This is a genomic window from Nonomuraea ferruginea (assembly GCF_039540635.1).
Classification (GTDB): Bacteria; Actinomycetota; Actinomycetes; order Streptosporangiales; family Streptosporangiaceae; genus Nonomuraea; species Nonomuraea ferruginea.
This window is the reverse complement of sequence record NZ_BAABFD010000017.1, coordinates 171,342-198,307: the sequence shown is the minus strand read 5'-3', so window position 1 is coordinate 198,307 and position 26,966 is coordinate 171,342. Positions and strand designations below refer to the sequence as shown.

Below are 26,966 nucleotides of genomic sequence, written 5' to 3'. Positions count from 1 at the left end.
GTGGACAACCCCCTGGACCTGCTCCGCGCCGACGACCGGACGGCCGCCTGGCTCGCCGGGCTGGAGGCCGACGACTCACCGGACGTCGAGGTCGTCCTGCCGGACGCCTTCACCCTGCTCGACCTGGCCGTGCCGCACGAGGACGTCAACGAGATCCTCGCGCTGGCCCGGACGATCAGGACCGACCCCGGGCTGTGGTGGCTGCTGGAACGCTGCGCCCGGCGGCTGGTGCGCGGCATCGGGCTGATCGACCACCCCTTCGACCTGCCGTACCTGCCCGCCGGGCTGGGCGCGGCCGGGCGCTACTTCCACCTGTTCGTCTTCGTCGCGGCGCTCCCGCACGTGCGCGCCTACCACCGTGAGCGCGGCGTCCCGGCGGACGTCTCCCGGCACACGCTCGCCGACCTCGGCCGCAACGTCGCCGTCCACCGCAGGCGGCACGGCGTCGGCGGCGTGATCCAGCCCTCCTGGATCAAGATGCACTACCGGGGCGAGATCTACCAGCTGGGCCGGCTCCAGTACCAGCGCGCCACCCTCGGCACCCGCATGGGGACCCTCATCGAGGGCGTCATGCCCGGCGCCCCCTCACTGAATCTGCACATTCCCGACTTCTCCGGGCCGTTGACGCCCGCCGCCTGCGACGACTCGCTGGCCCGCGCCCGCGCCTTCTTCCCCCGCCACTTCCCCGACGAAGAGCCCACCGTCGCCACCTGCTACTCCTGGCTCCTCGACCCCCAGCTCGCCGACCACCTGCCGGAAAGTTCCAACATCGTCGCCTTCCAGCGCCGCTTCCGCCCCGGCTACCCGGCCGAGCAGCCCAACGACGGGGGCCCGATCGAGTTCGTCTTCGGCGACCCCGACCTGCCGCCCGACCAGCTCTCCCCGCGCACCACGCTGGAGCACGCGATCGTCGCCCACCTGCGCGCCGGCGGCCACTGGTACGAGGGCAACGGCTGGTTCCCGCTCTGACGGGGTCCGGAATCCCCCCGTCGGCAGGCCGTACAGGAGCACGCGGACGTGGTCCGTGGCGTCGTCCATGCCGCGCCGCAGGTCGCGTAGCAGCGTGTCGGTGGCGTGCGGGCAGTCCGCCGGCCCGCCCCGGGTCAGGTCGATCGTCCTGGCCATCGCGACGAGCGTCCGGCCGAGCCCGTCGTGCAGGCTGCGGCTCAACCGGCGACGCTCCTCTTCCCGGGCGGCCACGTCGAGCTCCTCGGCGCGCTTCAGCTCGCCGGCCGTCCACAGGGTGTGGGCGAGGCGGGCGGCGTACGGCACGAGCGCGGCCAGCGCCCGGTCCCGGCGCGCCCAGGGCAGGCGCCGGGGACCGACGAGCAGCCGTCCGACCCGTTCGCCGTGCCACATCAGCGGCACCTCGCGGGCCTCGGCGCCGACCCGCCCGCTCTCCACGGAGGTTTCGCCGTCCGCCACCTCCACCGCGACCCCTCGGACGGCCAGCGCGTCACGCGACACCGCCACCACCGAGGCCAGCGCCTCCTCCGGGGCGCTGTGCCGCAGACACCGGTCCAGCCGATCGGTCAGTTCCCGGACAGACATCCAGGGGAGGACCGGCAGCCGGGCCAGGCCCTTGCGCAACGGCAGGCAGAGCGTGCCCGCGAGGAGCACCGCCGCCAGGTCGTATCCGGCGACCAGGCCGCTGATGCCGACGTAGAGGGCGCCGGCGATGGCCGCGGGCGCCAGCCGGTCCGTCACACCCGCGTGGAGATCGGGCTGCCGACCCCGCCGCGCCACTCGGCGTCCGGCATGCGCAGCACGCGCAGCGCGATCCAGCCGTAGGCGGCCAGGTGCAGCAGGGCGCCGGTGGACTGCACGACCGGCGCCTGGTCCATGGTGACGAACGGCACGATCGTGCCCGCCAGCGCGGCGACCGGCACCCACCAGGGCGCGACCTTGACCACGGCCAGGGTCACGAGCAGCGTGATCAGGCCGACGTGCAGCAGGAACCCCGGCAGCAGCATCCCGAACACGAATCCCGGCAGCTCGCCGGCCCGCTGGGTGACCGCCTCGGCCTGCGCGTCGGGCAGGACCTGGGCCAGGGCGAGGTCGTAGAAGTCGGTGGTGAAGAGCGTCAGCCCGTGACCGGCGCCGACCAGCCCGAGCGCCGCCCCGATCCCGCTCGCCCGGGGGGCGCGCTCGCGCAGGAGGTGGGCCAGGGCCAGCACGACGGGGATGAGGGCGAGCGCCGCCCACACGTAGAGCAGCGCGCTGACCTGCACGGCCGTCTCGTGCGTACGGAAGACCTCGGGCGCGTGCTCGGCCCCGGGAGGCGAGGTCAGGAAGGCCAGGAACTCGAAGACGGGCCAGGCGAGGAGGGCGATGCCGGCGACGATCCGGCGGAACGAATCAGGATTTTTCAACACTCGCCCAGCGAATCCGAACCCCGTCCCGCCACGCCCGGGCACTCGTCCCCGTCCATCCGGGAGAAATGCCACGGAACTCCCGGGACACCGTCCCGGTGAACCGGGACACAGGACGTATACCGTTTGTCCCGAAATATGGTTTGACCAGGGCTGCGGCAGGCGTCCTGGACGGGAGGGACGGATGGCGACGGCGCGTGTCGCGTGGGCGTGGTGTGCGCTGACCCTGGTCCTGGCGGCGACGGCCGCCACCCTGGCCTTCGCCAACGGCGCCGCCCCGCTCCCGGTGGTCCACCTGCTGTTCGTGGCGGCGTGCGCGGTGGCGGGCGGGCTCATCGGCGCCCACCGCCCCGGTCACATGGTGGGCCGGCTGCTCGCGCTGAGCGCGTTCTGCTTCGCGCTGATGGAGGCCTGCGGCCACTACGCGATCCTCGGCCTCACCCACCCGGGCCTGCCGCTCGCGGCGGCGCTCGCCTGGCCGCAGACCTGGCTGTGGATACCGGCCAACCTGGCGGCCACCCTGATCCCGCTGTACTTCCCCAGCGGGCGGCTGCCCTCCCCGCGCCTGCGCCCGCCGGTCAGGGGAGTGGTGTCCGCCGCCGCGCTCGCCGCCGTGCCGAGCGCGCTCCGCCCGGGCGACAACCTCCAGGTGGGGATGGGCGCGGCGGTGCCCAACCCGCTCGGCGTCCCCGCCCTGGCCGCCCCCGCGTCGGCGGCCGAGGCGGTGCTGACCGTCCTGCTGGCGGCCGTGTTCGTGCTGGGCGCCGCGAACCTGGCCGTACGGGCCCGGCGCAGCGAGGACGCCGAGCGCCGCCAGATCGCGTGGCTCGTGTACGTGGTCGCGCTGGAGACGGTGGTGATCGGGGCGCGGCTGGTCGCCGGACTGACCGACGACGACCCCGCCTCGGTGTGGCCGTCGACCAGCGTCCTGTGGGAGCTGGTCGGCATCGCGGGCGCCACCCTCATCCCGGTCGCCATCTGCGTGGCCATCCTGCGCCACCGGCTCTTCGACATCGACCTGGTCATCAACCGCACCCTGGTGTACGTGCTGCTGTCGGGCTGCGTGACCGGCGGCTACATCCTCGTGGTCGGCTACCTCGGCGCGCTCTTCCCGGCCGGTGACCTGCAGATCTCCGTGCTGGCGGCCGGGCTGGTGGCGCTCGCCTTCGCGCCGCTGCGCGAACGGCTGCAGAGCTGGGTCAACCTGCTGACCTACGGCGAGCGGAACGACCCGTACGCCGCGCTCACCCGGCTGGGCCGCAGGCTGGAGAGCACCGCCGACCCCGGCACCGTGCTGCCGGGGATCGCCCGGTCCATCGCCGAGGCGCTGCGCCTGCCGTACGTGGCGGTGGAGACCAGCCAGGGCGTCCGCCACGAACACGGCGAGCCGGCCAGGGCCGCCGATCCGGTGCGGCTGCCGCTGACGCACAACGGCGAGCGGGTCGGCGGCCTGGTGCTCTCGCCGCGGCCGGGCGACAGCGGGTTCGGCCCCCGCGACCTGCGCGTGCTCCAGGACCTGGCCCGGCAGGTCGCGGTGGCCGTGCACGCCGTGCGGCTCTCCGCCGACCTGCGGCGCTCCCGCGAACGGCTGGTCATGGCCAGGGAGGAGGAGCGGCGGCGGCTCCGGCGCGACCTGCACGACGGGCTCGGCCCCACCCTGGCCGCGCTGACCATGCGGGCCGAGGCGGCGCACGACCTGGTCGCCGACGAGCGGGCGCGGCGGCTGCTCGCCGAGATCGTGGACGACGCCGAGACGGCGCTGGCCGACGTGCGGACCCTGGTCGACGGGCTGCGCCCGCCCGCGCTCGACTCCCTCGGCCTGGCCGGGGCGCTGCGCGCGCACGCCATTAGGCAGCCGGCCGGCCTGCGGGTGGACGTGCACGCGCCGCAGGACCTGCCCGCGCTGCCCGCCGCCACCGAGGCCGCTGCCTACCGGATCGCGACCGAGGCCCTGGCCAACACCCGCCGCCACGCGGGCGCGACCCGCTCGTGGCTGCGCGTCGAGATCGCGGAAGGGACGCTCAGGCTGGAGATCTCCGACGACGGCCGCGGCATCGGTCCGGAGGACCGGGACGGATCCGGAGTCGGGCTCGCGTCCATGCGCGAACGGGCCACGGAACTCGGCGGATCATGCACGATCGAGGAACGCCCCGGAGGCGGCACCCGCGTCCGGGTCGAACTCCCCGCGGCCGCGGAAGGGACCGGCGATGACCCAGGATCCTGGTAGCCGACGACCGTGCGGGCAGGGAAGGGGAGGGCGATGATCAGGGTCTTGGTGGTGGACGACCATGCGGGGTTCCGCGCCGGGCTGCGGACTCTGCTGGCGATGGCCGAGGGGATCGACGTCGCGGACGAGGCGGGCAGCGGGGAGCAGGCGCTCGCGCTGGCCGGGCGGATCCAGCCGGACGTGGTCCTGATGGACCTGGACATGCCCGGCATGGGAGGCATCGCGGCGATCGAGCGGCTGACCCGCGACCACCCGCACATCAGGGTCCTCGTGCTCAGCATGTCCGACGACGACGACTCGGTGTTCGCCGCCGTCCGCGCCGGGGCCCGCGGTTACGTCGTCAAGGGCGCGCGCCGGGCCGAGCTCGTCCGGTCGGTGCAGACCGTGGCCGAGGGCGGCGCCGTGTTCGGCCCCGCCCTCGCCTCCCGCCTCGTCGGCTACTTCTCCGCGGGCGAGCGCGCCGAGCCCGCCCTGCCCGGCCTGACCCCGCGCGAGCGGGAGATCCTCGCCCTGATCGCCGGCCACCTCACCAACCCGCAGATCGCCGCCCGGTTGGGGCTGAGCCAGAAGACCGTGCGCAACCACGTCTCGGCCGTCTTCACCAAGCTCCAGGTGGCCGACCGCGCACAGGCGATCATGCGCGCCCGGGAGGCGGGCCTCTGACGCTCAGCCGATCAGGCCGCGCCGGAAGGCGACGGCGACGGCCGCCGCGCGGTCGTTCACGCCGAGCTTGGCGTAGATGTGCAGCAGGTGGCTCTTGACCGTGGCCTCGCTGATGAACAGGCGCGCGGCCACCTCGCGGTTGGTCGTGCCCTGCGCGATCAGGTCCAGGACCTCCAGCTCGCGGGCGCTCAGCGGGTCGGCCGGCGTGCGCACCTGCCCCACCAGGCGGGTGGCGACGGACGGGGACAGCACCGACTCGCCCCGCGCCGCCGTGCGCACCGCCCTGATGAGGTCGTCGCGCCGGGTGTCCTTGAGGAGATAGCCGGTCGCGCCGGCCTCGATGGCGGGCAGGACGTCCCTGTCGGTGTCGTACGTGGTCAGGACGAGCACCCGGGCCCCGATGCCGAGCCTGGTGAGCTCCTTGATGGCGGCGACGCCGTCCATCCCCGGCATGCGCAGGTCCATGAGGATCACGTCAGGGCTCAGCGCCCGCGCCAGCTCGACCGCCCGGGCGCCGTTCTCGGCCTCGGCGAGCACCTCGAAGTCCGGGTCGCCGGCGAACATGCCGCGGATGCCGTCGCGCACGATGGGATGGTCGTCGGCGATCAGCAGCCGGATCGGGTCGTCAGCCACGCGCCACCGCCGGGACGCTCGCGGAGATCGCGGTGCCGCCGCCGGGCTCGGTCTCGATCTCCAGGGTTCCGGCCAGGCGGCTGACGCGCCCGCGCATCGAGGTCAGGCCGAAACCGCCGCCGTCCCGTACGCGTTCGAGGTCGAAGCCCGCGCCGTCGTCGCGCACGTCCAGCGTCACCATGTCCTCCATGTAGGAAAGCGTCAGCCCCACCCGGGACGCGCCCGCATGCCGGGCCGCGTTGGCCAGGGCCTCCTGCGCGGTGCGGAGCAGGGTCTCCTCCACCTCCGGGTGCATGGGACGCACGGTGCCGGTGGTGGTGAAGTCGGCGCGCACCCCGTTGAGCTCGCTCCACCGGGCCACCACCTCGCGCAGCGCCTCGGGCAGCGGGGCGGCGTCCAACTGGCCGGGGCCGACCGCCTGGACGGAGCGCCGGGCCTCGGCGAGGCTCTCCCGCGCCAGCCGCAGGGCGTTGTCCACGTTGCGGCGCCAGTCGCCGGCCTGGTGTGCCGCCTGGAGCTGGGTGATGATGCCGGTCAGGCCCTGGGCGAGGGTGTCGTGGATCTCCGCCGCCATCCGCTGCCGCTCGTCCATCACGCCCGCCTCCCGGGCCTGGATCAGCAGCTGCGCATGCAGGCCGGCGTTCTCCCGCAGCGTCTCCTCCAGCCGCGTCACCATCTGCTTCCGCTCGGCGCTGCGCGCGGCCGTGATCTCGCCGACGAAGCTGAACAGCCCGACCGCGGCCACGATGGCGGCGGTGAGCAGCAGGTACGAGAGGATCTTGGACGGGACGGGGTCCGGCGGCCCGCCGAAGAAGGCCGTGACGCTGATCGCCGCCGTGGCGGTGACCCCGGCGAAGCGCCACATCCCTTTCAGGTACTCCCATGAGTGCAGATAGCCGATGAAGCCGAAGAAGCCGGCGAACCACACCGCCTGCGTGCACAGCACGCCGATCAGGACGATCAGCCCGATCACGTAGACGACGCCCCGCGGGACCAGCCGGAGCCACAAGGCGGCCAGCGCCGCCAGCGCCACGACCCGCCATGGCGGGCCGTCCTCCGTGAGGAGCGCGAGCATCGTGCTGGCTGCCAGCAGGACGTACGGTGCGGCCGTCAGCTGGCGCTCCAGCAGGCGCTCCCATCGGTCGAGCTGCGCCGTCATGCCTTACTCCCAGCGAAAGAACCTGGCCGCGATCATACTGACGACCAGCGCGTACCCGGCCATCACCAGCAGCGGCAGCGGATCGGCCGGGCCGCCCGCCCAGATGTCCTGCAGACTCTGCCGGAAAGCCCCCAGAGGGGTGTATTCACCGACGCGCACCAAAATATCGGGCATCTGGTGCGTCGGCTGCATCAGCCCGGCCAGGAAGGCCATCGGGAAGTACAGCAGGACGCCGATCCCGTTGGCGGACCGCCCGTTCGGGGCCAGCGCCGCGATGAGCAGCCCGATGGCGAACAGGGAACCCGCCCCGAGCAGGAAGACCAGCGCGACCAGCGGCCACCGGGAGGGCAGGTGAGCCCCCAGGACGCCGCCCGCCACGCCCAGCAGCAGGCCGCAGGCGGCCACCGCGAGCACGAGCTGCAGGATCAGCTGCACCACCAGCATCCGCACCGGGCGCACCGGCGTGGCCGAGAGCCGGCGCAGGATGCCCCGCTCACGGTAGGTGGCCAGGGTGGTGGGCAGCATGTAGAGGCCGACGAGCCCCACCGCGATGGCCAGCGCCATCGGCACCAGCACGGTGTCGCCGGGCTCGATCGAGCTGCCGAAGACCACGAGGATGAACAGCGGGATGAGCAGGGCGAAGATCGCCCCGGGCTCCCTGGTGAGCAGCTTCAGTTCGACGAAGGTCAGCTTGGTCACGGGTCCTACTCCTTGGTGCCGAAGGAACGGCCGGTCAGGGCGATGAAGGCGTCGTCGAGGGTGCGCTTGTCGATGCGCAGGTCGCTCACGAGGACGTGGTGCCTGGCGAGGTGGGCGGTGACCGCGGTGGCGAAGTCGGCCCGCCCGCTGACGACCACCCGGTCTCCGGTCCTGCTCACCCCGGTCACCCCCGGCAGGTCCGCCAGCCCGGCGGGCTCGCCGTCCATCAGCGTGAAGCTCATCCGGTGCTCGGCGTCGATCCCGTCGATCAGGCCCGCCGGGGTGTCGAGGGCGACGACGCGGCCGCGGTCGAAGACGGCGACCCGGTCGCAGAGCTCCTCGACCTCGTCCATGAAGTGGCTGACCAGCACCACCGTCACGCCGCTCGCCCGGACCCGCTTGATCAGCTCCCACGTGGTGCGCCGGGCCTGCGGGTCGAGCCCGGTGGTCAGCTCGTCGAGGAAGGCCACCCGCGGGTTGCCGACCAGCGCCAGGGCGATGAACAGGCGCTGCTTCTGGCCGCCCGACAGCTTCCCGAACCGGGCGTCGCGCTTCTCGTCCAGCCCCCACTCGGCCATCAGCTCGCGCCAGTCGCGCGGCTGGGCGTAGAAGGAGGCGTAGAGGTCCAGGGCCTCCCACACCTTGATGTTCTCCGGCAGCTGCGTGTGCTGGAGCTGCACGCCGATCCGCTCGCGCAGCCGCCTGCCGTCTTTGGCCGGGTCGAGCCCCAGCACGCTGATCGACCCGTCGTCGGGCTGCCGCAGCCCTTCCACGCACTCCACGGTGGTGGTCTTGCCGGTGCCGTTGGGGCCGAGGATGCCGAAGATCTCGCCCTCTTCCACGGAGAACGACACCCCGTCCAGAACCGTCAGCTCCCCGTACGACTTGCGGAGGCCGTTGACTTCGATGACTGCCATGGCTCAAGCGTCGTCCGCCGGCGGCTCCGGCGAATCGACCCGCCGGCCATGATCCGCCGCGGATCCGGCTGGCGCGGAAATCAACCGATCGGTTGATGCGCGGCCGAATCCGGAGCTGAAAGTTTCACCGGCGGTTGACGAACGCACCGCCAGCCGCACATGATCACGCTTGTCTCCTGGTCAGGAGGAGGCGTCGAGTGATGACCGTCCAGTGATGACCGTCCAGTGATGACCACTGCCACGGCGAGGTGCACCGATGCCGAGAACCCTGCTCCGGGCCGCGTCCGCGATCGTGCTGACGCTGGCCGCCCTGAACATCCCTGCCGCCCATGCCCAGGACGCCGCCCCTGTCGAGGTGACCGTCAACACCCGTGCCGCCCTCGCGGCCGTACCCGAGACAGGCATCGGCACCAACCATGCCATCTGGGACACCCACCTGGGCTCGGACCAGACCGCCGACCTTCTCAAGGAGGCGGGCGTGAAGCTGCTGCGCTACCCCGGCGGCTCGTACTCCGACATCTACCACTGGGCCGACCACACCGCCCCCGGCGGCTACGTCGCGCCGAACACCGACTTCGACACCTACATGGCCGGCGTGCGCCGCACCGGGGCCAAGGCGATGGTGACCGCCAACTACGGCACCGGCACGGCCGAGGAGGCCGCCGCCTGGGTCAGGTACGCCAACGTCACCAAGGGCTACGGCGTGAAGTACTGGGAGATCGGCAACGAGAACTACGGCAACGGTCACTACGGCGCCGCCTGGGAGGCCGACGACCACCCCGACAAGAGCCCGGCCGAGTACGCCCGCCACGTCGTCGCCTACGCGGACGCCATGAAGGCCGTCGACCCCACCATCAAGATCGGCGCCGTGCTCACCACCCCCGCCAACTGGCCCGACGCGATCGTGGCCGAGGGCGACGCGGGAAGCTGGAACCAGGTCGTCCTGTCGGCCGCCGGATCCAAGATCGACTTCGTGGTCCTGCACTGGTATCCGGGGGCCCTCGACCGTACGGGACACGTACCCGACATGGTCCAGCTCGCCCGCGAGCAGATCGCCCGGTACGCCGGTCCCGGCGCCGAGCGGATCGGCATCGCGATGACGGAGTTCAACACCGGCTCGAGCAGCAACGGCACCAACACCCAGCCGGGCGCCCTGGCCGCCGCCGACGCGTACGCGACGCTGCTGGCCAACGGCGTGTTCACGATCGACTGGTGGAACGTGCGCAACGGCATCGGCGCCGTCACCGAGGTCGAGGGGCACACCGACTACGGCGACTTCGGCCTGCTGTCGAGCGCGGCCTGCACGTCCGACGGCTCGGTCTGCGAGCCCGCGCTGAACACCCCCTTCGCGCCCTACTACGCGCTCCAGATGGTCAGCCGGTTCGCCCGTCCCGGCGACCAGTTCGTCCGGGCGGCGGCCGACCAGCCCGCGGTCTCCGCGCACGCCGCCCGCCGCCCCAACGGCGAGCTGGCGGTCATGCTGATCAACACCTCGCGCGACACCTCGTACGCGGCCGCCCTCGACTACGAGGGCTACACCCCCGCCGCGGGCGCGCCCACCGTGCTCACCCACACCAACGGCGCCACCGCGATCACCACCGAGACCGCGGGCACTCCCGCCGGCCGGCTCCTGCCGCCGCTGTCGCTCACCACGATCGTCCTGCGTCCCGCCGCCCCGCCGGCCGGCCCCGGCGCCCCCGGTCAGCCCACCGCCACCGCCGTGACCGACACCACCGCCACCATCACCTGGCCGCGCGCCACCCCCGGCGCCCGCCCGGTCGCCAAGTACGAGATCCACCGCCAGCACGGCGCCGTCACCGAGCAACTCGGCGAGACCGGCGGCACCTCGTTCACGGCCGCCAACCTCAGGCCCGGCACCCGCTACACCGTCAACGTGATCGCCCGCGACAGCGGCGGCGGCCTCTCCTGGTCCTCCCCGCCGCTGACCTTCACCACCAAGGCCCCCGCCACGAGTTCCTGCACGGCGAAGCTGACCGTCCAGTCGGACTGGGCCAGCGGCTACGTCGGCAGCATCGAGATCACCAACATCGGCGCCCCGGTCAACGGCTGGACGCTGAACTTCGCCTGGCCGAGAGCCTGGCAGAGCCTCGGCAGCGGCTGGAGCGCGACCTGGACCCAGAACGGCCAGGACGTCAAGGCCGTCAGCGAGCCCGGGAACGGCGCGCTGGGCACGGGCGCTACCACCACGATCGGCTTCGTCGGCAACTACACCGGCCCGAACGTCCTGCCGTCGGTCTTCACCTTCAACGGAAGGGTCTGCGGCACCGGCTGACACGTCATGAAGGGCATCGAAGGCCGCCATTCGATCGACGGCCTTCGATGCCCTTCAAGTCTTTTTGAAACCGGTGGATTTGTAGTGATTGATCCCCATTTGGGTGCTAGCGTCCTAATTGAAGGATCAATCGAAAAGGGGGAGACGTCGTGAGTAGCGGATATGGCGGCTGCCGCCGCCGTCGGTACCGTCGCTGCCGCCGCAGAAGGTGGTGGGGCTACTGGAACGACTGGGACCACTGGGACGACTGGGACTACTGGTGGTGACCAAGGTCCTGACCTGACGGATCGCGACGGTCAACGCTCGGCGTTAGGTCGCCGTGATCCGTCCTCAACACCGGCCGGCTGCCGTTCGAGCAGGGTTTTGAGTTCGGACAGCAGGTCAGGCCATCCCCCCTTGATCATCTCCAGAACGGTGCTGCCCGGCTCGAACCCGTCGTGGACGACGGTGAGCTTGACCCGGTCCCCGGCCGGTTCGAGATCGAAGGTCACGCGAGAGCGGGGCTCGGCGGCGATCTCGGCGAGGACGTCCGGGGCGACGCCGGCGTCATCGGCCCACTCCCGGGTGAAGGTGTGCCAGCTGTACGAGAGCCGCCGGTAGGGGTCGGACTCCAGGACCACGCTGCCGCCGTCGTCGACGACCGAGCCCTCGGTACGCCATGTGACGGGGGCGCCCTTGGTCCAGGCCGACTCCAGGGTGAGACCCCAGTAGGCCCGGGTGAACTCCGGCTCGGTCAGCGCGCGCCACAGGCGCTCCGGCGTGGTGACGATGTAGGACGTGTAGACGAACTCGGGCTTGGACACAGCCGTCTCCTCAAGGGCTCGCTTCAGCGCCGACAGCGACTGGACGCGCCGCCGGTCGTAGCGGCGGATCCAGCGCTCGGCGATGTCGTTGATCGGGGCGGCGTTGAGGTAGTGGAGCTTCTCCCTGCCGTGCCTGACCGTGGTGATCAGCTCGGCGGCCTCCAGGACGGCCAGGTGCTTGCTGACCGACTGGCGGGCCATGTCCAGCCCGTCGCAGAGCTCGCTCAGGGTCTGGCCGTCACGGGCGTTGAGACTGTCCAGGAGCATGCGGCGGCTGGCGTCGGCCAGCGCCTTGAACACGTCGTCCACAGCTACCACCTCGAATGCGCAGCCGTTTGGCTGCCTATGAACGATAGGCAGCCAAACGGCTGCATGTCAACAGGTGCGCAGCATGTTGAGCAGGGCCGTCTTCTCCTTGCGGGTGACGAAGAGCCGGTAGTGACGCTTCACGGTGATCCATGACGTCGCGTACCGGCACCAGTGGGCGCGGCGCGGCGGACGCCAGCTTTGCGGGCCCTTGGCCCCCTTGGCGATGTTGGCGGAATGGCTCACGGTGAGCAGTTCGGGCCGCCTGATGTCGTTGGCGAACGCGCGCCGCTTGGCCGGGCTCCACCGCTTGGCGCCCGACCGCCAGGCGTACGCGAGCGGCACCACGTGGTCGACGTCCACGTACCTCTCGCTCTTCAGCTTCTTGCCGTCGTACGGGCTGAACCAGACTCCCTTGACCGGGTGGCAGGCCGCGTTCCGGCGGACGCGCCGCCCGTCGCGGGCCAGGACGAGCTCCCGCGTACTGCACCTCCCCTTGCGGTCCGCCCAGTGGGGGCGGAACTTCTCGCGGCTGTAACCGCGGATGGACAACGGCCTGGCGACCTTGAGCTGCGCCAGCATGCTCCGGGCCCGGGCGGCGGCCTGCTTGCGGGATTCGGCCGCCGCGGGCGGGGCAGTGAGAACGGCGGTGATCGGGAGGACGAGGAGAGTGAGCACGGCGACGTTGGTCGCCCGCCGCAGGAAGATCATGGTTTCACCCATGACGAGCGGCATCCCCGCTCGCGGCGCGGCTAACCTCGCCGTGAAAGGATCGATGACGTGACGCGCCTGCTGATCGTGCACCACACCACCTCGCCCACGCTCCGCGAGCTCTTCGAGGCCGTCCGGGAGGGCGCCACCACCGACGAGGTCGAGGGCGTGGAGGTCGTCACCCGCCCGGCGCTGGCCGCCACCGCCGTCGACGTGTTCGCGGCCGACGGCCTCATCCTGGGCACCCCGGCCAACATCGGCTACATGAGCGGCGCGCTCAAGCACTTCTTCGACACGATCTACTACCCCTGCCTGGAGGAGACCCGCCGCCTGCCGTACGCCCTGTACGTGCACGGCAACAACGACACGACCGGCGCCGTCCGCGCGGTGGAGTCGATTGCCACCGGACTCGGCTGGGAGCGGGTCCGGCGCCCGGCGTCGGTGACGGGCGCCCCCGGCAAGGACGACCTGGAAGCCTGCTGGGAGCTCGGCGCCACGGTCGCCGCCACGATCAGCCCCGGCTGACGGCGGCTCAGCGGCTCACCGCGGTCTCCCGCTCCATGCGCGACAACTTCTCGGGATTGCGCACGGCGTAGAGCCCGGTGATGAGGCCGTCCTCGACGCGCACCGCCATGACGGTCTCGACCTCGCCATCGGCACGGATGACCAGCGCGGGGCAGCCGTTGACCAGCGCCGGCTGCGGCGACGCCGTGCGGGCGACCCTTTTCAGCAGCGCGGCCACCTGACCGGCTCCCACGACGGGCGCGGGCGCGGCCGGCACGAGCCCGCCGCCGTCCGCCAGCAGGACGACGTCGGGCGCGAGGACGTCGAGGAGCCGCCGCAGGTCGCCCGTCTCGACCGCCCGCCGGAACGCCTCCAGCACGTCGCGGGTCTCGGCCGGTGAGGCGGCCCCGCGCGGCCGGCGGGCGGCGACGTGGGACCGCGCCCGGTGGGCGATCTGGCGGACCGCGGCCGCGCTCTTGCCGACGGCTTCCGCGATCTCGTCGTAGGCCAGGTCGAACACCTCACGCAGCACGAACACCGCCCGCTCGGTCGGCGTCAGCGTCTCCAGCACCAGCAGCATCGCCATCGAGACGCTCTCGGCCAGCTCGACGTCCTCGGCCACGTCGGGCGCGGTCAGCAGCGGCTCGGGCAGCCACGGGCCGACGTAGGACTCCTTGCGCCGGCCGAGCGTGCGCAGCCGTTTCAGCGCCTGCCGCGTGACGATCCGTACCAGATAAGCACGCTGATCCCGCACCGTACCGAGATCGACGCCCGCCCACCGCAGCCAGGTTTCTTGCAGGACGTCCTCCGCGTCGGCGGCCGAGCCCAGCATCTCGTAGGCGACCGTGAACAGCAGGTTGCGGTGGGCGAGGAACGCCTCGGTCGCCGGATGCTCGCTGCCTTCGCCCATCACTGCTCCTCGCCTGTCCGTTCCCGACCGTGCCACGCATACGATCCCGGCCGCCGCCGCCGTGTGACACCCGGACTCGGTGACATACGTCACACCCGCCGTGCTGTCACAAGCGTCGCGCCGCCGGGATCTCTTGCTCGTCAGACCGCGTACGGAAGGAACATCATGAGTTCAGCACTGGAAACCCTGCGCCGCGACTTCGGCGGCGACATCGTCGAACCGGGATCGGCCGAGTACGCGTCGGCCAGTCGTTCCGTGCTGGTGACGGGCAGTCCTGCCTGGGTCCTGCGGCCCAGGAGCGTCGGGGACGTGCGGGCGGGTGTGAGATTCGCCGCCGGCGCCGGCCTCCGGCTGTCCGTACGAGGAGGCGGCCACGCCTTCGCGGGCTTCGGCACCAACGACGGCGGCGTGGTGATCGACCTCGGCGCGCTCGCGAGCGTGGAGGTCACCGACAAGGAGCGTCACCTCGTACGGATCGGCGGCGGCGCCACCTGGGGCCAGGTCGCGACCGCGCTGGCCCCGCACGGCCTGGCGATCTCCTCGGGTGACACCAAGGGAGTCGGGGTCGGCGGGCTGACCTTGAGCGGGGGCATCGGCTGGAAGGTCAGGAAGCACGGCCTGGCCCTGGACAACCTGGTCGCCGCGGAGCTGGTCACCGCCGATGGGGAGACCGTGCGGGCCTCCGCGCGGGAGAACCCGGAGCTGTTCTGGGCGATCCGCGGCGGCGGCGGCAACTTCGGGATCGTGACCGCCTTCGCGTTCGCGGCACACCCGACGACGGACGTCTTCTTCGGCCGGATCGCCTTCCCCGCGCGGGAGGCGGCGGCCGTGCTCCAGGGCTGGGCGGACCTCCTCCGCACCGCCCCTGAAGAGCTCACCTCCGTCGCGGAGTTCGCCAACCCCTTCGCGGGCGGCCCCGAAGCGCCCGTCGAGATCCGCGTCGCCTTCGACGGCGACGACCCGGAGCGCGCGGCCGGAGCCATCGACCCGATCCGCCGCCTCGGCACGGTCATCGACGACGACGTCGCACCGCGGCCTTTCGCGGACACGCTCGTGGAGGGCGCCACCCCGCCGCCGGGTTTCCGCGTGTTCACCCGGAGCGCCTTCACCGGCGGTGACGCGGCGCCCGCCGCGCTCAAGGTGCTGGCCGAGGCCGGGGCGTCGGAAAGGCCGCCGTTCATCGCCGTCCGCAGCGTCGGCGGCGCCGTGTCCCGCGTGGCCCCCGACGCCACCGCCTACGCGCACCGCCAGGCGGAGCTGATGTTCACGACCACCGTCGCGGGCCCCGAGCCGGTCGTCGAGGCCGCGCGTCCCGCCCTGGAAGCGCTCTGGGCGAAACTCGCGCCGCACGCCGGCGGCGCCTACGCCAACTTCCTCGCAACCGCCACCGAGGAGGACGTCGCCGCCGTCTACCCGGCGCCGACCTACGAGCGGCTCGCCGCGGTCAAGCGTCAGTACGACCCCGGCAACCTGTTCACCGGCAACCACAACATCCGGCCCCGGTAGACAGGAACCGGCCGGCCATGTCAGTGGCCGGCCGGCCGCGTCACTGGCGTTTGCGATCGATGAAGCGCTGGAGCACCAGGAGGACGATCGGCAAGATCAGCCCGAAGGCGAACTCCGTCAGCTGGATCAGCCGCGTCGCCAGCCCCACGGCTCCTCCCGCCACGAAGAGCGCCAGCGACACCCAGGCCCAGTGCCTCCGCAACCACCGCAGGGACCCGGCCCACCGGCGCCGCGGCAGCAGAGGACGCAGGACCTTCTCGATCGGCAGGTTCTTCCCGTCCTTCTGCCGGATCACGATCGCGCCTTCCATCCAGACGATCTGATCCCCGGCACGAGCGAGCCTGACGCTCCTGAGCGACGCCAGAGCCTCCACGCAGGGCCACACCCCCCACAGAGTGATGTGCGTGCTCATGCTGTTGGGCCAGGACCCGTCCTGACACTGCTCGGTGACGATCGTGTCGAAGGACTGCGCCAGCTTCCCCGCCACGTCGATGCTCTGGAACCGCGGATGGTGCATCAGCGCCGTGGTCGCCACCGGCAGCGCGTAGTGCGTCAGCGACGGCGGGAGCCAGTATTCCTCGCCCTTGTCCGTACGCAGGAAGAGGACGTTGGACCGTTCCTCCCGGTTGCCGATCTCCACCAGGGAGGAGGTGTCCAGGTTGGCGAGGAGCCAGTCGAAGCCCTTGGCCACCTTCTCGGACGCCGGGTCGACGCCGGCCTTCACCAGCGTGGTGAGCGCCGACGCGGTGTGGGCGACGCGTGCCTGGTTCTGGCGGGGCTCCGGGGCCCAGCCGCCGGAGGGCAGCTGCTGCTCGATCAGCCACGCCACCCCCTTGTCGACCGCCGGGTCCTGGGGCGCCGCCTCCAGCAGGGCCCGCAGGGCCAGGCACGTCAGCCAGACGCGGGGCGGGCAGCCGTGGAAGGAGCCCCAGCCGCCGGACCTGTCCTGGTTGTTGCGCAACCAGGACACCGCCCGTGAGAGGTCGGGAGTCGTCGGCTGGTCGTCGCACCGCAGCGCGGCCAGGCACCGCACCACCCAGGCGGTCGCCTCGACCACCGGCTTGTCCTTGCTGGTGTTGGTCCACCAGCCGCCGTCGACCTTCGGGTCCTCGTCCTTGATCTGGCGGACCCTGAGGAAGTTGAGCGCGTCCTCCAGGTGGGGCGGAGACTCACCCGCGACGTGGAAGGTCAGCAACGCCACGGCGGTCGCGGTCGCCCCCGGCGGGACGGTGTCGAGCAGGTGGTACCAGCCGCCCCCACCCGCGGGACTTTCGTTGTACATGTGGCGCAACAAGTCCATCGACTTGTTCAACGCGCTCTCGGACTGTGACAGATCGATCTCGTGCAACAAGGCCGTTCCCCCGTCGCCGCTTTTCCCGGAGCGTACCGTTCCCCCCATTGCAACTAACGTCACGCTTTGATATAGCCGAAGTGTCCGGTCGCCATACCTCATTCGGGACGGTGCAGATCGGTGGTTTCTGGCTTTCATATTGAGGACGGCGATATCCTCGCGATCGGCGGCACGACCGAGTGGGCCCGATCCCTTCCCCGGCGGGCTTCCCTGGCCCATCTCACCACCGCCACCGGGACCTGGGCCGCGGAGGAGGGCATTGTTACCCGCCCGATCCCGGGTGCCCTGCCGTATCCAGCGGGTTTCTACCGGCGCATTCACTGCGACATGGAGACGGCCGGTCATCTGCTGCCGGAAGCCTTCGAACTTCTCCCGCCCGGCGGAGTCCTCATTCCACGGTACGGCACGCCCGAAAATCGAGACGGCGCCGTCATGCTTTCTGAAAACGTGTCAAAAACCGGCCAAGAGGAGGATTGTGTATTTTGCGGTCGTTTCCGGTTTCGGATGAACCAGGACGCCGGTGTTCCCGGTGCGGCCGCCCTGCTGTGGGGTGACGAGTTCCTGTGGTGCGCGCCGGATCTGGCTCCTCTCACCGAGGGCCATCTCCTGCTGGTCTCCACCCGCCACTTCCCGTGCTTCGGCGCGTGCCCGCCCGGCCTGGCGCGGGAGGTCGCCCGGCGGAAGCGGGAGGTCACCCGGTGGCTGGAGGCGGTCTACGGCCGCCCCGTGACGGTCTTCGAACACGGCCCGGCCGGCCCGCACGGCGCGGGCTCCTGCATCGACCACGCGCACCTGCACTTCCTGCCCGGGGCCGGCCCGGTCCGCGCCGGGATCGAGCGCGAGGCCCTGTCCGGCACCTCCGCCGGCCCGGCGGAGCTGTTCCGGAGCGGCGTCTCCTACCTCTACCTGGAGGACGCCGAGGGAACGACCACCTACCCCTGCCCGGGATCGTTGCCCACGCAGTTCCTCAGGATGTGCGCCGCGCCGCCCGGCGAGCGGTGGCGCTGGCAGGACATCTACGGGCTGCCGGAGACGCGCGAGCGGTTCATGGCGACGCTCCGGAAGCTGCTCCCGTCCGCGGAGGCCGGGGCGAGCCCCGTTGACAGCAGCCAGCGCAGCTCACGCGCGGTGAGCAGGTCGCCGAAGCCCATGGGATCGGAGACGCGCTCGTAGCCGGTGGGGTAGTCGACGTGCAGGCGGTCCTGTTGGTAGATCGTCGACCGGCTCGCGCCACCGGCCCCCGAGCGGATCATCCACACCGGTGCGGCCTTGTGCACCGCGTCGAGCAGGGGAAACAGAAGTTCGGGGCCGCCGTCAGGGGCGTCCACCACGCCACGCAGCGTTTCCAGCTCGCCCACCACGACGTCCGCCGCCTCCAGGAGCGGCAGCAGCCGGGCCGGGGGGATCCTGCGGTGGATGTCGTGCGGCACCAGGTCGAGGCAGATCACCGTGGAGTGCGACCGGGCGACGGCCGCGGCTTCCAGCACGGCTTCGGCCGACCGGGCGTGCAGCAGCTCGTATCCCGTCAGGAAGAGGGCGTCCGCCGCGGCGATCTCCCGGATCGCCGCCCGCACGTCCGACACGCCCAGCATCTGGAGGTCCGACAGCGGTTCGGCGACCATCAGGCGGACCCCGTGCCCCTCCGAGGTGTCACGCATGACGAGCACCCGCGCGGTCGAGGCGCCTTCCACCACGGTCAGCCGCGGCGTCACCCCCATCGCGGTCACCTGGGCCCGTATCGGATCGGCGAACTCGTCACGCCCGATCCTCGACACCAGCGTGACGGTGGCGAAGAGGCCGATCGCCTGGCGGGCCATCTGCAGCGCGACGCCCGCCGGAGTGATGCGCACCGGCGCGTAATGGAACTGGTCGCCGCACACGTCGCGAAAGCGAAGGGAGTCGACCCGCACGCGGACGTCGATCCGGATCTCACCGATCGCGACCAGACTGAACCGGCGCTCTCCGTCGGCGGGAATCATGGTCAGCGGCGGCAGACGGCTTCGGACGGATGCGCGCCGCGCAGCCGCAGGAACCGCTCGACCGCCCCATCGATCCCGGGAATGAGCGGATAGCGGGCGACGGCGTCGAGCGGCACCCACCTCACCTCGTCGATGTGGTCGCCGGAGATCTGGCCGGAGGTGGTCACCTCGTGCGACAACGCCCGACACTGCCGGGCCACGGCGATGACCCGGACACAACCGCCGTCGTCGGCCGGCATGGCCCAGTCCCACATGTGAAAGGGAGGACCGGGCTCGATCTCGATGCCCGCCTCCTCGCGGACCTCGCGCACGATGTGCTCGTCGAGCCCTTCGTCCGCGCCCCGCATTCGCCCGCCGGGCACCTCCCACAAACCGGGGTTGTAGGGGTCGGATGGCGATTTGCGGACGAGCAACAGGCGGTTCCGGTCGGCCATGAAGGCTTTCTGCGCGACGACGATGCGCACTTTTTCCTCATTCGCCAGATCAGCCTCTGTCAGGCCGCCCAAGAGCCGGTCCACCATTGACTTCACCTTTGCCGAGCGGGAACGCCTGAACGCCGGTCGCGACACGGCCGGCGCCCCACACTAGCGCTTCTACCTCGTCCGTCAGGCAGTTTCCACCAGTCGTGAAGCGTTCGACAGCGCCTTGGCGGCGGTGGATCATCCGAAGTGCGGCTTTTTCAGTGTGGCAGTTCGGATCGCCGACATCCAGACTCCGCAATAATGTTGCCCGAAAGCGACTTTATGTTGCCTGCCCTCTGAAGCCCCGTTTAAGACGCCCTTTCCACGCGGCATCCGGGAACTCTTCGACGCCGACAAGCGTGAAGCCTTTCACCTATCGCCGGCCGCTCGGCCATGAGGATGAAGGGCTCATGCCCTTACGGGTTTCAGCAGATCTTCGTGGTCTCGTAGACCGCTGGGGGAGTCGACTCGCTCCGCCGCGTCTCGCCCTGCCGGAGCAGCTTGCAGGTGCTGTCGGGGCCCTCTTCATCTGAAGCCTCCCGATTCTTGAAGATCGTTTGCGCTCGGGCCACAGGGTACGGGAAGGCCCTGGGAACCGCTACGGAGATCACTAAAAAGGCCGTCCGGCGCGCCTCTCCGCTATAACCGCAGCTCAGCGGGCTCGTCACGAAGGGCGGGCGCTAGCGAGGCCCGAGCCCGGTCTTCCCGTCGATCAACTCGCGCACGACGTCGAGGTGTCCGGCATGACGGGCGGTCTCCTCGATCATGTGCAGCGCGATCTGCCGTAAGTCGGTGATCTGATCTCCCGGCGGATGAGGATGGCGCCCCCGGGGCCGCATCGACAGCGGCATGGCGGCCAGGACGGCGTCGGACCGCTCGCACTGGGCGCGGTAGAAGGCCAGCACCGTCGACGGCGAGCGCGGGGTCGTGAGCGGCTCGTGGTCGTCGGCCGGCCAGGGCAGTGGGTCGGCCGAACCCAGGGCGACCTCCTGGAACCAGTGCCGCTCGGCGTGACCGAGATGCTCGACGAGACCCAGCGGCGTCCACCCCGAGGGCAGGACGGCGGTCGTCAGGGCGTCGTCGCCGAGACCGTCGATGATCGCCAGCACGGCGGCGCGCTGCGCCTCCAGGAACGTCAACAGGGCCTGCTTCTCGCTGTTGCCCACCGGCCCACACCCTTCGCCGACCAGCCCGCCGCACCGCAGGCTAGCGGCCGCCCCTGACAGTTCTCGGGTTACGCGGTTGTGGTGGCTGGGCGCGGTGGATAGGTTGGCCCACCGTGCACTATTTGGACGTGGCCTGTCGGCTGCTGCTCGCGGCGGTCTTCGTCACGGCGGCCTGGACCAAGGTCTCGGGGAAGGCCGGCTGGGCCGCCTTCGTCGGTTCGCTGCGCCAACTGGACCAGGTGCCCGGCCCCCTCCTGCGGCCGGCGGCGTTCGCCGTGGTCGCGACCGAGATCGTCGTCGCCGTGCTGCTGCTCGTCCCCGTGCGGGTGGCGGGGTGGATCGGCTTCGCCCTGGCAGGCTGCCTCCTGCTGTCCTTCACCCTGGTGATCGGGCGGGCGCTGTCGCGCGGCAACCGCGCCCCCTGCCGGTGCTTCGGAGCGTCGAGCACGCCCCTGGGTCCGATCCACATCGTGCGCAACCTGATCCTCGTCTGCGTCGCCGTCCTCGGGCTGGCGGGCGCCTCCGCGCCGGGCGCGTTCGAGGTGCCGTACGCCCTGCTCGCCGGTGTCGCCGGACTGGTCGCCGGCATCCTGATCACGGCGTTCGAGGACCTCGTCGCGTTGTTCAAGCCGACGGCGAGATAACAGCCGGTTTGATCCCTATGTCGTGTTATGCGCAGAGAATGCCCTGTCGATAATCATGGACCGCTTCGCCTGACTAGACCTGTACTATCCTGGCCGCTCCGAAAACGATCAACTCGGAGGATTACGCCGTGTCAGTCTTGTGGGCCGCGTTAGCGATCGTCTTCATCATCTGCCTGCTCAACCTGGTGCTCACCGTCGCGGTGATCCGGCGCCTGCGCGAGCACACCGAGCTGATCAACCGAGGGGGCGGGCATCCCCCCGGACAGGAAGAGATCACCCTGCCCGCCGGCGCCCGCGTCGGCGAGTTCAGCGCCGTGACGGGCGACGACCGGACGGTGACCCGTGACGATCTGCGGCCGGGGATGCTCGTGGCCTTCTTCTCGCCGCGCTGCCCGACCTGCGAGGAGCAGAAACCCGCCTTCATCCGGTACGCGTCCGGCCTGCCGGGCGGGCGCGACCAGGTGATCGCGGTGCTCCTCGGCTCGCCCGAGGAGCTCGGCGGACTGCGCGAGGAACTGGGCGGGATCGCGCAGATCGTCATCGAAGGGGACGTCGACGGTGCCATGGCCGCGGCGTTCGGCCTGCGCGGATACCCGGCCTTCTGCCTCATGGGCCAGGACGGCGTCCTCCAGGTGACCGGTTTCAAGGTCGACGTCCTTCCCGACTCCGTGGCCCTGTGACGGCCGGCAGGCGGGTGGCTCTCGCCGCCTGGCGGCTGGCCTGGCGGTTCGCGGCGCGTACGACCATCGCCCAGCTCGTGCTCACGGTGCTGGGCGCGGGGGCGCCGGTCGCCGTCGCCTGGCTGACGAAGATCGTCTTCGATCAGCTGAGCGCCCCCGGCGGGCCCGCGGACCTGACGGGGCCGATCGCCGGCCTGGTCGCCGCGGGCATCCTGACGGCGCTGCTGGCGCAGGTGCTGCGCTACCTGCGGGCCGAACAGGGACGGATCGTCGCACTCGCCGCCCTCGACCAGCTCTACGCCGCGGTCAACCGGCTGGTCGGTCTGGGACGGTTCGAGGACCCGCAGTTCGCGGACCGGTTGCGCTTCGCCCGTCACGCCGGCGGCTCAGGACCGGCAGAGATCGTGGCCGTGAGCCTGAACCTGCTCCAGCAGGTCCTGGTGACCGCCGGGTTCGTCGTCTCACTGGTCACCGTCAGCCCCGTTCTGGCGGTCGTCGTCCTGGTCGGCGCGCTGCCCGCGGTCGGCGCCGAGTTCGCGCTCGCCCGCCGGCGGGCCGAGACCATGAACACCGTGGGGCCGCACGAACGGCGTGAGCTGTTCTACGGCCAGCTGCTGTCCGACGTCGAGGCGGCCACCGAGGTGAGGCTGTTCGGCGTCGGCTCCTTCCTCCGGGGACGGATGCTCGGCGAACGCCGTACCGCGAACCGGGTGGAGCGGGCCATGGACCGGCGGGCCCTGAGCACGGAGGCGCTGCTCACCATGCTCTCGACCGGGGTGGCGGGCGGCTGCCTGGTCTGGGTGGTCAACGCCGCGGCCGCCGGAACGGTCACCGTCGGCGACGTGGCCATGCTGGTCGCCGCGGTGGCCGCGGTGCAGGCGGCGCTGCTCGGCGTCGTGCGCGACCTGGCCGGAGCGCACACCCAGCTGCTGATGTTCGGTCACTACCTCGCCGTCGTGGAAGCGGAGCAGGACCTGCCGGTGCCGGCCCGCCCCCGTCCGGTGGAACCGCTGCGGCACGGCATCGAGCTGCGTGACGTCTGGTTCCGCTACCGGGAGGACCTCCCGTGGGTGCTGCGCGGCGTCACCGTGACGATCCCGAAGGGCCAGGCGGTGGCCCTCGCCGGATACAACGGCGCCGGCAAGAGCACGATCATCAAGCTCCTGTGCCGCTTCTACGACCCGGACCGCGGCGAGATCCTCTGGGACGGCGTCAACCTGCGCGACCTCGACCCGGCGCAGCTGCGCGCCCGGATCGCGGGCGTCTTCCAGGACTTCGTCTCCTACGAGCTGTCGGCCGCCGAGAACATCGGCATCGGTGACGCGGAAGCCCTGACGGACCGCCCACGCATCGAGGCCGCCGCGCGGGACGCGGGGGTGCACGACATCCTCAGCGGGCTCCCGCACGGGTACGACACGCTGCTCAGCCGCATCTACTTCGCCGGCGACGAACTCAACGGGACGACCCCGGGCACCACGCTCTCCGGCGGGCAGTGGCAACGGGTCGCCATCGCCCGCAGCTTCCTGCGCGGCGGCCGTGACCTGCTCATCCTCGACGAGCCGAGCGCCCGCCTCGACGCCGAGGCCGAGCACGAGATCCACCAGGGCTTCCGGCGGCTGCGCGACGGTGGCACCAGCCTGCTGGTGTCGCACCGGCTCGGCACGATCCGGGACGCGGACCTGATCCTGGTGCTCGACGGCGGCACCGTGGCGCAAGCCGGGCGGCACGACGAACTGGTCGAGGCAGGAGGGCTCTACGCCGAGCTGTTCTCCCTCCAAGCCGCCGGATATCGGGATTGACCCGGACCTGAATGGATCTTTACTGTAGGTCGAAACGGGTCAAGATCGGGCGACGCCTACCGGCGTCAAGGAAACGGCCCGTGAACCTCACAAGGGAGTAGAGCATGCTGCGACTCTTCAACACCCTCGGCGACCGTATGTTGTCGGCTTTCGTGCCCAAGGTCACCGCTCAAGCCGCCTGCACGACCTGGAAGGAATTCTGCTACTGCAGCGGCGTCTATTCCATTTCCCGGTGGTGCGACCGCGGTTGCGACAGCAGCCAGACGACCTGCGGCCCCTGCAACGTGAGAGGGGCCAAGTACAGCTGCTAGCCGACACGTAGGCGCGAGTGGCCGCCGGCACGGAGCCGGTGGCCGCTTCCGCGTCAGTGTCCCCCTACCCCGCAGTTCCGCCGACGAGTGAGGCGCCTTCCGTGCAGGTCGTGATCGCAGTGCTCCTGGCCGGTGCCGGCGTGGCGGCCTTCGCCGCGGTGCTGCGGCGCAGGTTCGTGCTGGCCACGGTCGCGGGCTTCAGCATGGCGCCCACCTTGCGCCCCGGCGATCGTCTCCTCGTACGCCGCACGCCCCTGTCACGCCTGAGCGTGGGCGACATCGTGGTGGTCGTGCCGGACGCCCGGATGGCGGACCCGCGCCACCCCGCGGGGTACGTGATCAAACGGCTGGCCGCCGTACCGGGGGACCCCGTACCGGATCACGTACCGTCGCCCGCGCACGAACGCATCCCACCGGGCCGGATGGCGATCCTGGGCGACAACCCCGACGCCAGCCGCGACTCGCGGGACTACGGCCTGGTCACCCAGGAGCAGCTCGTCGGCGTCGTCGTACGCGCCATCGGCACCTGAACCCCTGACGCCGATTCTGCGGCGAGAATTCTCGCGGAACCTGTCGAGGATCGGTGCCGCCCGTTCGTCACCCGGACGACGCAGTTCTGTCGACCACGAGGAGTGACGATGAAGTACGCGATGCTGATCTTCGGCGACGACCGCGAGTGGAGCGGGCTGTCCCCGGCCGAGGAGCAGGACGCGATGAAGCAGGTCTACGACTGGTACGAGCGGTGGCAGCCGACCGGCAAGATCGCTGACGGCGGCGCCGAGCTGCAGCCCCGGGAGACGGCGAAGACCGTGCGCGCCGACGGGACCGGTCAGCCGATGATCAGCGACGGACCGTACCTGGAACTCAAGGAGGTCATCGGCGCGGTCGTCATGCTGGAGTGCGACGACATCGACGAGGCCGCGCGGATCGCGGCCACCTGGCCGCTCACGGCCGGGATGAGCGCGCTGGAGGTCCGTCCCGTGATGAGCCGCGAACAGCTCTGACGCTGGGCGCCGGTCTCACAGCCGGCGCCTCAGCTCACCCACTCGACGCGACATCAGCTCCCGTTCTGCCGGGTTGGTCGCCAGCTCCAGAGCCCGCTCCGCCGCCGTCAGCGCCTCGGCCGTACGGTCGAGCGCGGCCAGCAGGTCGGCCAGGGCGGCGTGCCACAGGTGATAGCCGGCGAGCCGGGCCCCGAGCGCGTCGACCTCGTCCAGCGCCGGAGCCGGGCCCACCGCGAACCGCGTGGCCACCGCCCGGTTCAGCAGCACCACCGGAGACGGGTCCAACGCGTACAGCCGGTCGTACAACCCCCGCACGCCGGCCCAGTCGGTGGCCTCGTACGAGACGGCCAGGGCGTGGAGCGCGGCGATGCCCGCCTGCACCTGGTACGGCCCGGGCCGGCCCTGGCGCACCGCCGCCCGCAGCCGCAGCGCCGCCCGTCCGATCGCCGCCCTGTCCCACAGTCGCCGGTCCTGCCGGCCGAGCAGCACGATGCGGCCCCGCGAGTCGAACCGCGCGTCGACGCGGGCTTGGTGCAGCTCCAGCAACGCCGCCAGACCCGCGGCCTCCGGCTCACGGGGCAGCAGCCCGGCGAGCTGGCGCGCCAGCTCGACCCCCTCGCGGGCCAGCTCGCGCCGCTGGGCGGACCGGCCACTGGACAGATAGCCCTCGTTGAACACGAGATAGATCACCGCGAGCACGGTCGGCAGCCGGTCGACGTACTCATGCGGCTGGGGCACCTCGAACCGGATGCCCCGCTTCCGCAGCAGACGCTTGGCCCGGGAGAGCCGCTGCGCCATCGTCGGCAGCGGCACCAGGAACGCGGCCGCGATCTCGGCCGTACTCAGGCCACCGGCGGCGTACAGCGTCAGCGCGACCCGGGCCGGCTCGGGGAGGTCCGGGTGGCAACACGCGAACACCATGGCCAGCCGATCGTCCACACCCGGTTCAGGCGGCGCTTCCGCCGCCAGCCGCGCCATCTTCTCCCGGCCGACGGCGTCTCGGCGCAGCCTGTCCAGCGCCCTGCGCCAGCCCGTGGTGACCAGCCAGCCGGTGGGGCTGTCCGGCACGCCCTCGTCGGGCCAGCGCCTGAGCGCCTCGGCCAGCGCGTCCGACAACCCCTCCTCGGCCCGGTCGAAGTCGCCGAGCCGCCGGCTGAGCGCGCCGAGCATGCCGGCCGCGTCCGTCCGCCAGATCCGGTCCAGCAGTTCCGCCACGTCACTCACCGCACCAGTCTGCAGTCCTCGCAGGACGGCGCGATCACCTACCGCGGACGCGGTAGATTCGCGGTTCCTGCGGCGTCCGCGGTAGGGAGAGATGTCTCCGTCAGCGGGATGACCGGCGGCGGGTCCAGCGGACATAGTTCTTGGCGTCCAGTCGCGGGAAGCGGAGGAGCGCCTCATGTCCGTCCTATTCGACCTCGCCGCACAGGTGGTGTCGCCCGTGTGTACGACACCGGCAGAATGCGCGGGTCAAGGTGTCGACACGTTCCTCGGGACCCCTGAACGCGTCTGGGCCAGCGTGGCCGCACTGGTGGCGCTGGGTGGCGTGGTCATCGGCTGGCTGGCGTTGCGCTCCGTCCGCCGGGCAGGCAGCGGCGGGAGGAGGAGAGCCATCGCGGCCCTGGTGGCAGGGCTCGTCGGCGGGCTCAACGGCGCGGTGAAACTGGCCGTCGCCGACGGCGGTCTCGGCACCGGCAACGGAGTGTTCGGGGCGGCCATGGCCCTGGCGCTGGGGCTGGCCGGCGCGGCCCTCGGCGGGCTGGCCCTGGCCCGCTCCCGCCGCGCTGAGCCACACCCCGCGTCTCCGCGGGCTTCTGCCGGCAAGTGAACGGCCGACCGCCCAGGGCCACGCCGCCACGGAGATCGCC

General features: G+C 71.5%; 26 protein-coding genes and 1 pseudogene. 13 read left to right on the top strand and 14 right to left on the bottom strand.

Annotated elements, in window-relative coordinates:
• A complete protein-coding gene (locus ABD999_RS30155) occupies positions 1 to 969 on the top strand; it encodes an acyltransferase domain-containing protein (protein ID WP_271277371.1) in 969 nt (322 codons plus the stop codon).
• Positions 970 to 1,050: 81 nt separating this feature from the next.
• Here the strand turns inward: ABD999_RS30155 and ABD999_RS44010 are convergent.
• Positions 1,051 to 1,125: pseudogene (locus tag ABD999_RS44010) on the bottom strand (hypothetical protein); the annotation flags it as partial.
• Positions 1,126 to 1,703: 578 nt separating this feature from the next.
• Positions 1,704 to 2,375, bottom strand: coding sequence for a hypothetical protein (locus tag ABD999_RS30145; protein WP_271277373.1), 672 nt, complete (start codon positions 2,373 to 2,375; stop codon positions 1,704 to 1,706).
• Between the two features lie 181 nt (positions 2,376 to 2,556).
• On the opposite strand from ABD999_RS30145, the gene ABD999_RS30140 reads away from it, so the two are divergent.
• Both ABD999_RS30140 and ABD999_RS30135 read left to right on the top strand, forming a co-directional pair.
• Entirely contained in the window at positions 2,557 to 4,599 is a 2,043-nt protein-coding gene (locus tag ABD999_RS30140) for a sensor histidine kinase (RefSeq protein ID WP_271277374.1), read from the top strand.
• A 33-nt stretch (positions 4,600 to 4,632) separates the two neighbouring features.
• On the top strand, positions 4,633 to 5,262 hold the full coding sequence (locus ABD999_RS30135; RefSeq protein ID WP_271277375.1) for a response regulator: 630 nt from the start codon (positions 4,633 to 4,635) through the stop codon (positions 5,260 to 5,262).
• 3 nt (positions 5,263 to 5,265) lie between these two features.
• Here ABD999_RS30135 and ABD999_RS30130 read toward each other — a convergent pair whose 3' ends face one another.
• Genes ABD999_RS30130 through ABD999_RS30115 form a run of 4 tightly spaced genes read right to left on the bottom strand, consistent with a single transcriptional unit; the run spans position 5,266 to position 8,670 of the window.
• Positions 5,266 to 5,895 carry a response regulator gene (locus ABD999_RS30130; RefSeq protein ID WP_271277376.1) on the bottom strand — a complete coding sequence of 210 codons (630 nt, stop codon included), beginning with the start codon at positions 5,893 to 5,895 and terminating at the stop codon, positions 5,266 to 5,268.
• Complete coding sequence (locus tag ABD999_RS30125; RefSeq protein ID WP_271277377.1) at positions 5,888 to 7,054, bottom strand: sensor histidine kinase; 1,167 nt, start codon at positions 7,052 to 7,054, stop codon at positions 5,888 to 5,890. The genes ABD999_RS30130 and ABD999_RS30125 overlap by 8 nt, the downstream gene beginning before the upstream one ends.
• A 3-nt stretch (positions 7,055 to 7,057) precedes the next feature.
• Positions 7,058 to 7,753 carry an ABC transporter permease gene (locus tag ABD999_RS30120; RefSeq protein WP_271277378.1) on the bottom strand — a complete coding sequence of 232 codons (696 nt, stop codon included), beginning with the start codon at positions 7,751 to 7,753 and terminating at the stop codon, positions 7,058 to 7,060.
• A gap of 5 nt (positions 7,754 to 7,758) precedes the next feature.
• A complete protein-coding gene (locus ABD999_RS30115; protein WP_271277379.1) occupies positions 7,759 to 8,670 on the bottom strand; it encodes an ABC transporter ATP-binding protein in 912 nt (303 codons plus the stop codon).
• Between the two features lie 256 nt (positions 8,671 to 8,926).
• Here ABD999_RS30115 and ABD999_RS30110 point away from each other — a divergent pair, with 256 nt between their 5' ends.
• Entirely contained in the window at positions 8,927 to 10,963 is a 2,037-nt protein-coding gene (locus ABD999_RS30110; protein WP_271277380.1) for a cellulose binding domain-containing protein, read from the top strand.
• Positions 10,964 to 11,259: 296 nt separating this feature from the next.
• Here ABD999_RS30110 and ABD999_RS30105 read toward each other — a convergent pair whose 3' ends face one another.
• Together ABD999_RS30105 and ABD999_RS30100 are read right to left on the bottom strand one after the other, a co-directional pair.
• Positions 11,260 to 12,075, bottom strand: coding sequence for an ArsR/SmtB family transcription factor (locus tag ABD999_RS30105; RefSeq protein WP_271277381.1), 816 nt, complete (start codon positions 12,073 to 12,075; stop codon positions 11,260 to 11,262).
• Between the two features lie 66 nt (positions 12,076 to 12,141).
• Positions 12,142 to 12,795 carry an HNH endonuclease family protein gene (locus ABD999_RS30100; protein ID WP_261808938.1) on the bottom strand — a complete coding sequence of 218 codons (654 nt, stop codon included), beginning with the start codon at positions 12,793 to 12,795 and terminating at the stop codon, positions 12,142 to 12,144.
• A 57-nt stretch (positions 12,796 to 12,852) separates the two neighbouring features.
• Here ABD999_RS30100 and ABD999_RS30095 point away from each other — a divergent pair, with 57 nt between their 5' ends.
• Complete coding sequence (locus tag ABD999_RS30095; RefSeq protein ID WP_148035321.1) at positions 12,853 to 13,308, top strand: flavodoxin family protein; 456 nt, start codon at positions 12,853 to 12,855, stop codon at positions 13,306 to 13,308.
• Positions 13,309 to 13,315: 7 nt separating this feature from the next.
• Here the strand turns inward: ABD999_RS30095 and ABD999_RS30090 are convergent, their stop codons facing one another.
• The gene (locus ABD999_RS30090; protein WP_148035320.1) at positions 13,316 to 14,197 is read right to left on the bottom strand and encodes an RNA polymerase sigma-70 factor; all 882 of its coding nucleotides are present in this window, start codon (positions 14,195 to 14,197) and stop codon (positions 13,316 to 13,318) included.
• A 165-nt stretch (positions 14,198 to 14,362) separates the two neighbouring features.
• Between ABD999_RS30090 and ABD999_RS30085 the strand changes: the two genes are divergently transcribed.
• A complete protein-coding gene (locus ABD999_RS30085; RefSeq protein ID WP_271277382.1) occupies positions 14,363 to 15,703 on the top strand; it encodes an FAD-binding oxidoreductase in 1,341 nt (446 codons plus the stop codon).
• Positions 15,704 to 15,743: 40 nt separating this feature from the next.
• Here the strand turns inward: ABD999_RS30085 and ABD999_RS30080 are convergent, their stop codons facing one another.
• The 4 genes from ABD999_RS30080 to ABD999_RS30065 form a co-directional block, all read right to left on the bottom strand.
• On the bottom strand, positions 15,744 to 16,985 hold the full coding sequence (locus ABD999_RS30080; protein WP_271277383.1) for a prenyltransferase/squalene oxidase repeat-containing protein: 1,242 nt from the start codon (positions 16,983 to 16,985) through the stop codon (positions 15,744 to 15,746).
• Between the two features lie 1,085 nt (positions 16,986 to 18,070).
• Positions 18,071 to 19,033 carry a carbohydrate kinase family protein gene (locus tag ABD999_RS30075; protein ID WP_271277384.1) on the bottom strand — a complete coding sequence of 321 codons (963 nt, stop codon included), beginning with the start codon at positions 19,031 to 19,033 and terminating at the stop codon, positions 18,071 to 18,073.
• 2 nt (positions 19,034 to 19,035) lie between these two features.
• Positions 19,036 to 19,554 carry an NUDIX domain-containing protein gene (locus tag ABD999_RS30070; RefSeq protein WP_271277385.1) on the bottom strand — a complete coding sequence of 173 codons (519 nt, stop codon included), beginning with the start codon at positions 19,552 to 19,554 and terminating at the stop codon, positions 19,036 to 19,038.
• A gap of 620 nt (positions 19,555 to 20,174) precedes the next feature.
• Complete coding sequence (locus ABD999_RS30065) at positions 20,175 to 20,660, bottom strand: DinB family protein (protein WP_271277386.1); 486 nt, start codon at positions 20,658 to 20,660, stop codon at positions 20,175 to 20,177.
• A 113-nt stretch (positions 20,661 to 20,773) separates the two neighbouring features.
• On the opposite strand from ABD999_RS30065, the gene ABD999_RS30060 reads away from it, so the two are divergent.
• From ABD999_RS30060 to ABD999_RS30035, 6 genes are all read left to right on the top strand, one after another.
• Entirely contained in the window at positions 20,774 to 21,304 is a 531-nt protein-coding gene (locus ABD999_RS30060) for a MauE/DoxX family redox-associated membrane protein (RefSeq protein WP_345483004.1), read from the top strand.
• 128 nt (positions 21,305 to 21,432) lie between these two features.
• Positions 21,433 to 21,984: a redoxin domain-containing protein gene (locus ABD999_RS30055; RefSeq protein ID WP_187281486.1), complete on the top strand. Its 552-nt coding sequence runs from the start codon at positions 21,433 to 21,435 to the stop codon at positions 21,982 to 21,984.
• Positions 21,981 to 23,783 carry an ABC transporter ATP-binding protein gene (locus tag ABD999_RS30050; RefSeq protein ID WP_271277388.1) on the top strand — a complete coding sequence of 601 codons (1,803 nt, stop codon included), beginning with the start codon at positions 21,981 to 21,983 and terminating at the stop codon, positions 23,781 to 23,783. The genes ABD999_RS30055 and ABD999_RS30050 overlap by 4 nt, the downstream gene beginning before the upstream one ends.
• 104 nt (positions 23,784 to 23,887) lie before the next feature.
• On the top strand, positions 23,888 to 24,094 hold the full coding sequence (locus tag ABD999_RS30045; protein ID WP_148035312.1) for a hypothetical protein: 207 nt from the start codon (positions 23,888 to 23,890) through the stop codon (positions 24,092 to 24,094).
• A gap of 110 nt (positions 24,095 to 24,204) precedes the next feature.
• Positions 24,205 to 24,624 carry a S26 family signal peptidase gene (locus ABD999_RS30040; protein WP_222709224.1) on the top strand — a complete coding sequence of 140 codons (420 nt, stop codon included), beginning with the start codon at positions 24,205 to 24,207 and terminating at the stop codon, positions 24,622 to 24,624.
• 108 nt (positions 24,625 to 24,732) lie between these two features.
• The gene (locus ABD999_RS30035) at positions 24,733 to 25,098 is read left to right on the top strand and encodes a YciI family protein (protein ID WP_148035311.1); all 366 of its coding nucleotides are present in this window, start codon (positions 24,733 to 24,735) and stop codon (positions 25,096 to 25,098) included.
• Positions 25,099 to 25,113: 15 nt separating this feature from the next.
• Here ABD999_RS30035 and ABD999_RS30030 read toward each other — a convergent pair whose 3' ends face one another.
• On the bottom strand, positions 25,114 to 26,322 hold the full coding sequence (locus ABD999_RS30030; protein ID WP_271277389.1) for an RNA polymerase sigma factor: 1,209 nt from the start codon (positions 26,320 to 26,322) through the stop codon (positions 25,114 to 25,116).
• A gap of 175 nt (positions 26,323 to 26,497) precedes the next feature.
• On the opposite strand from ABD999_RS30030, the gene ABD999_RS30025 reads away from it, so the two are divergent.
• Positions 26,498 to 26,926: a DUF6223 family protein gene (locus tag ABD999_RS30025; RefSeq protein WP_271277390.1), complete on the top strand. Its 429-nt coding sequence runs from the start codon at positions 26,498 to 26,500 to the stop codon at positions 26,924 to 26,926.
• Positions 26,927 to 26,966: the final 40 nt, after the last annotated feature.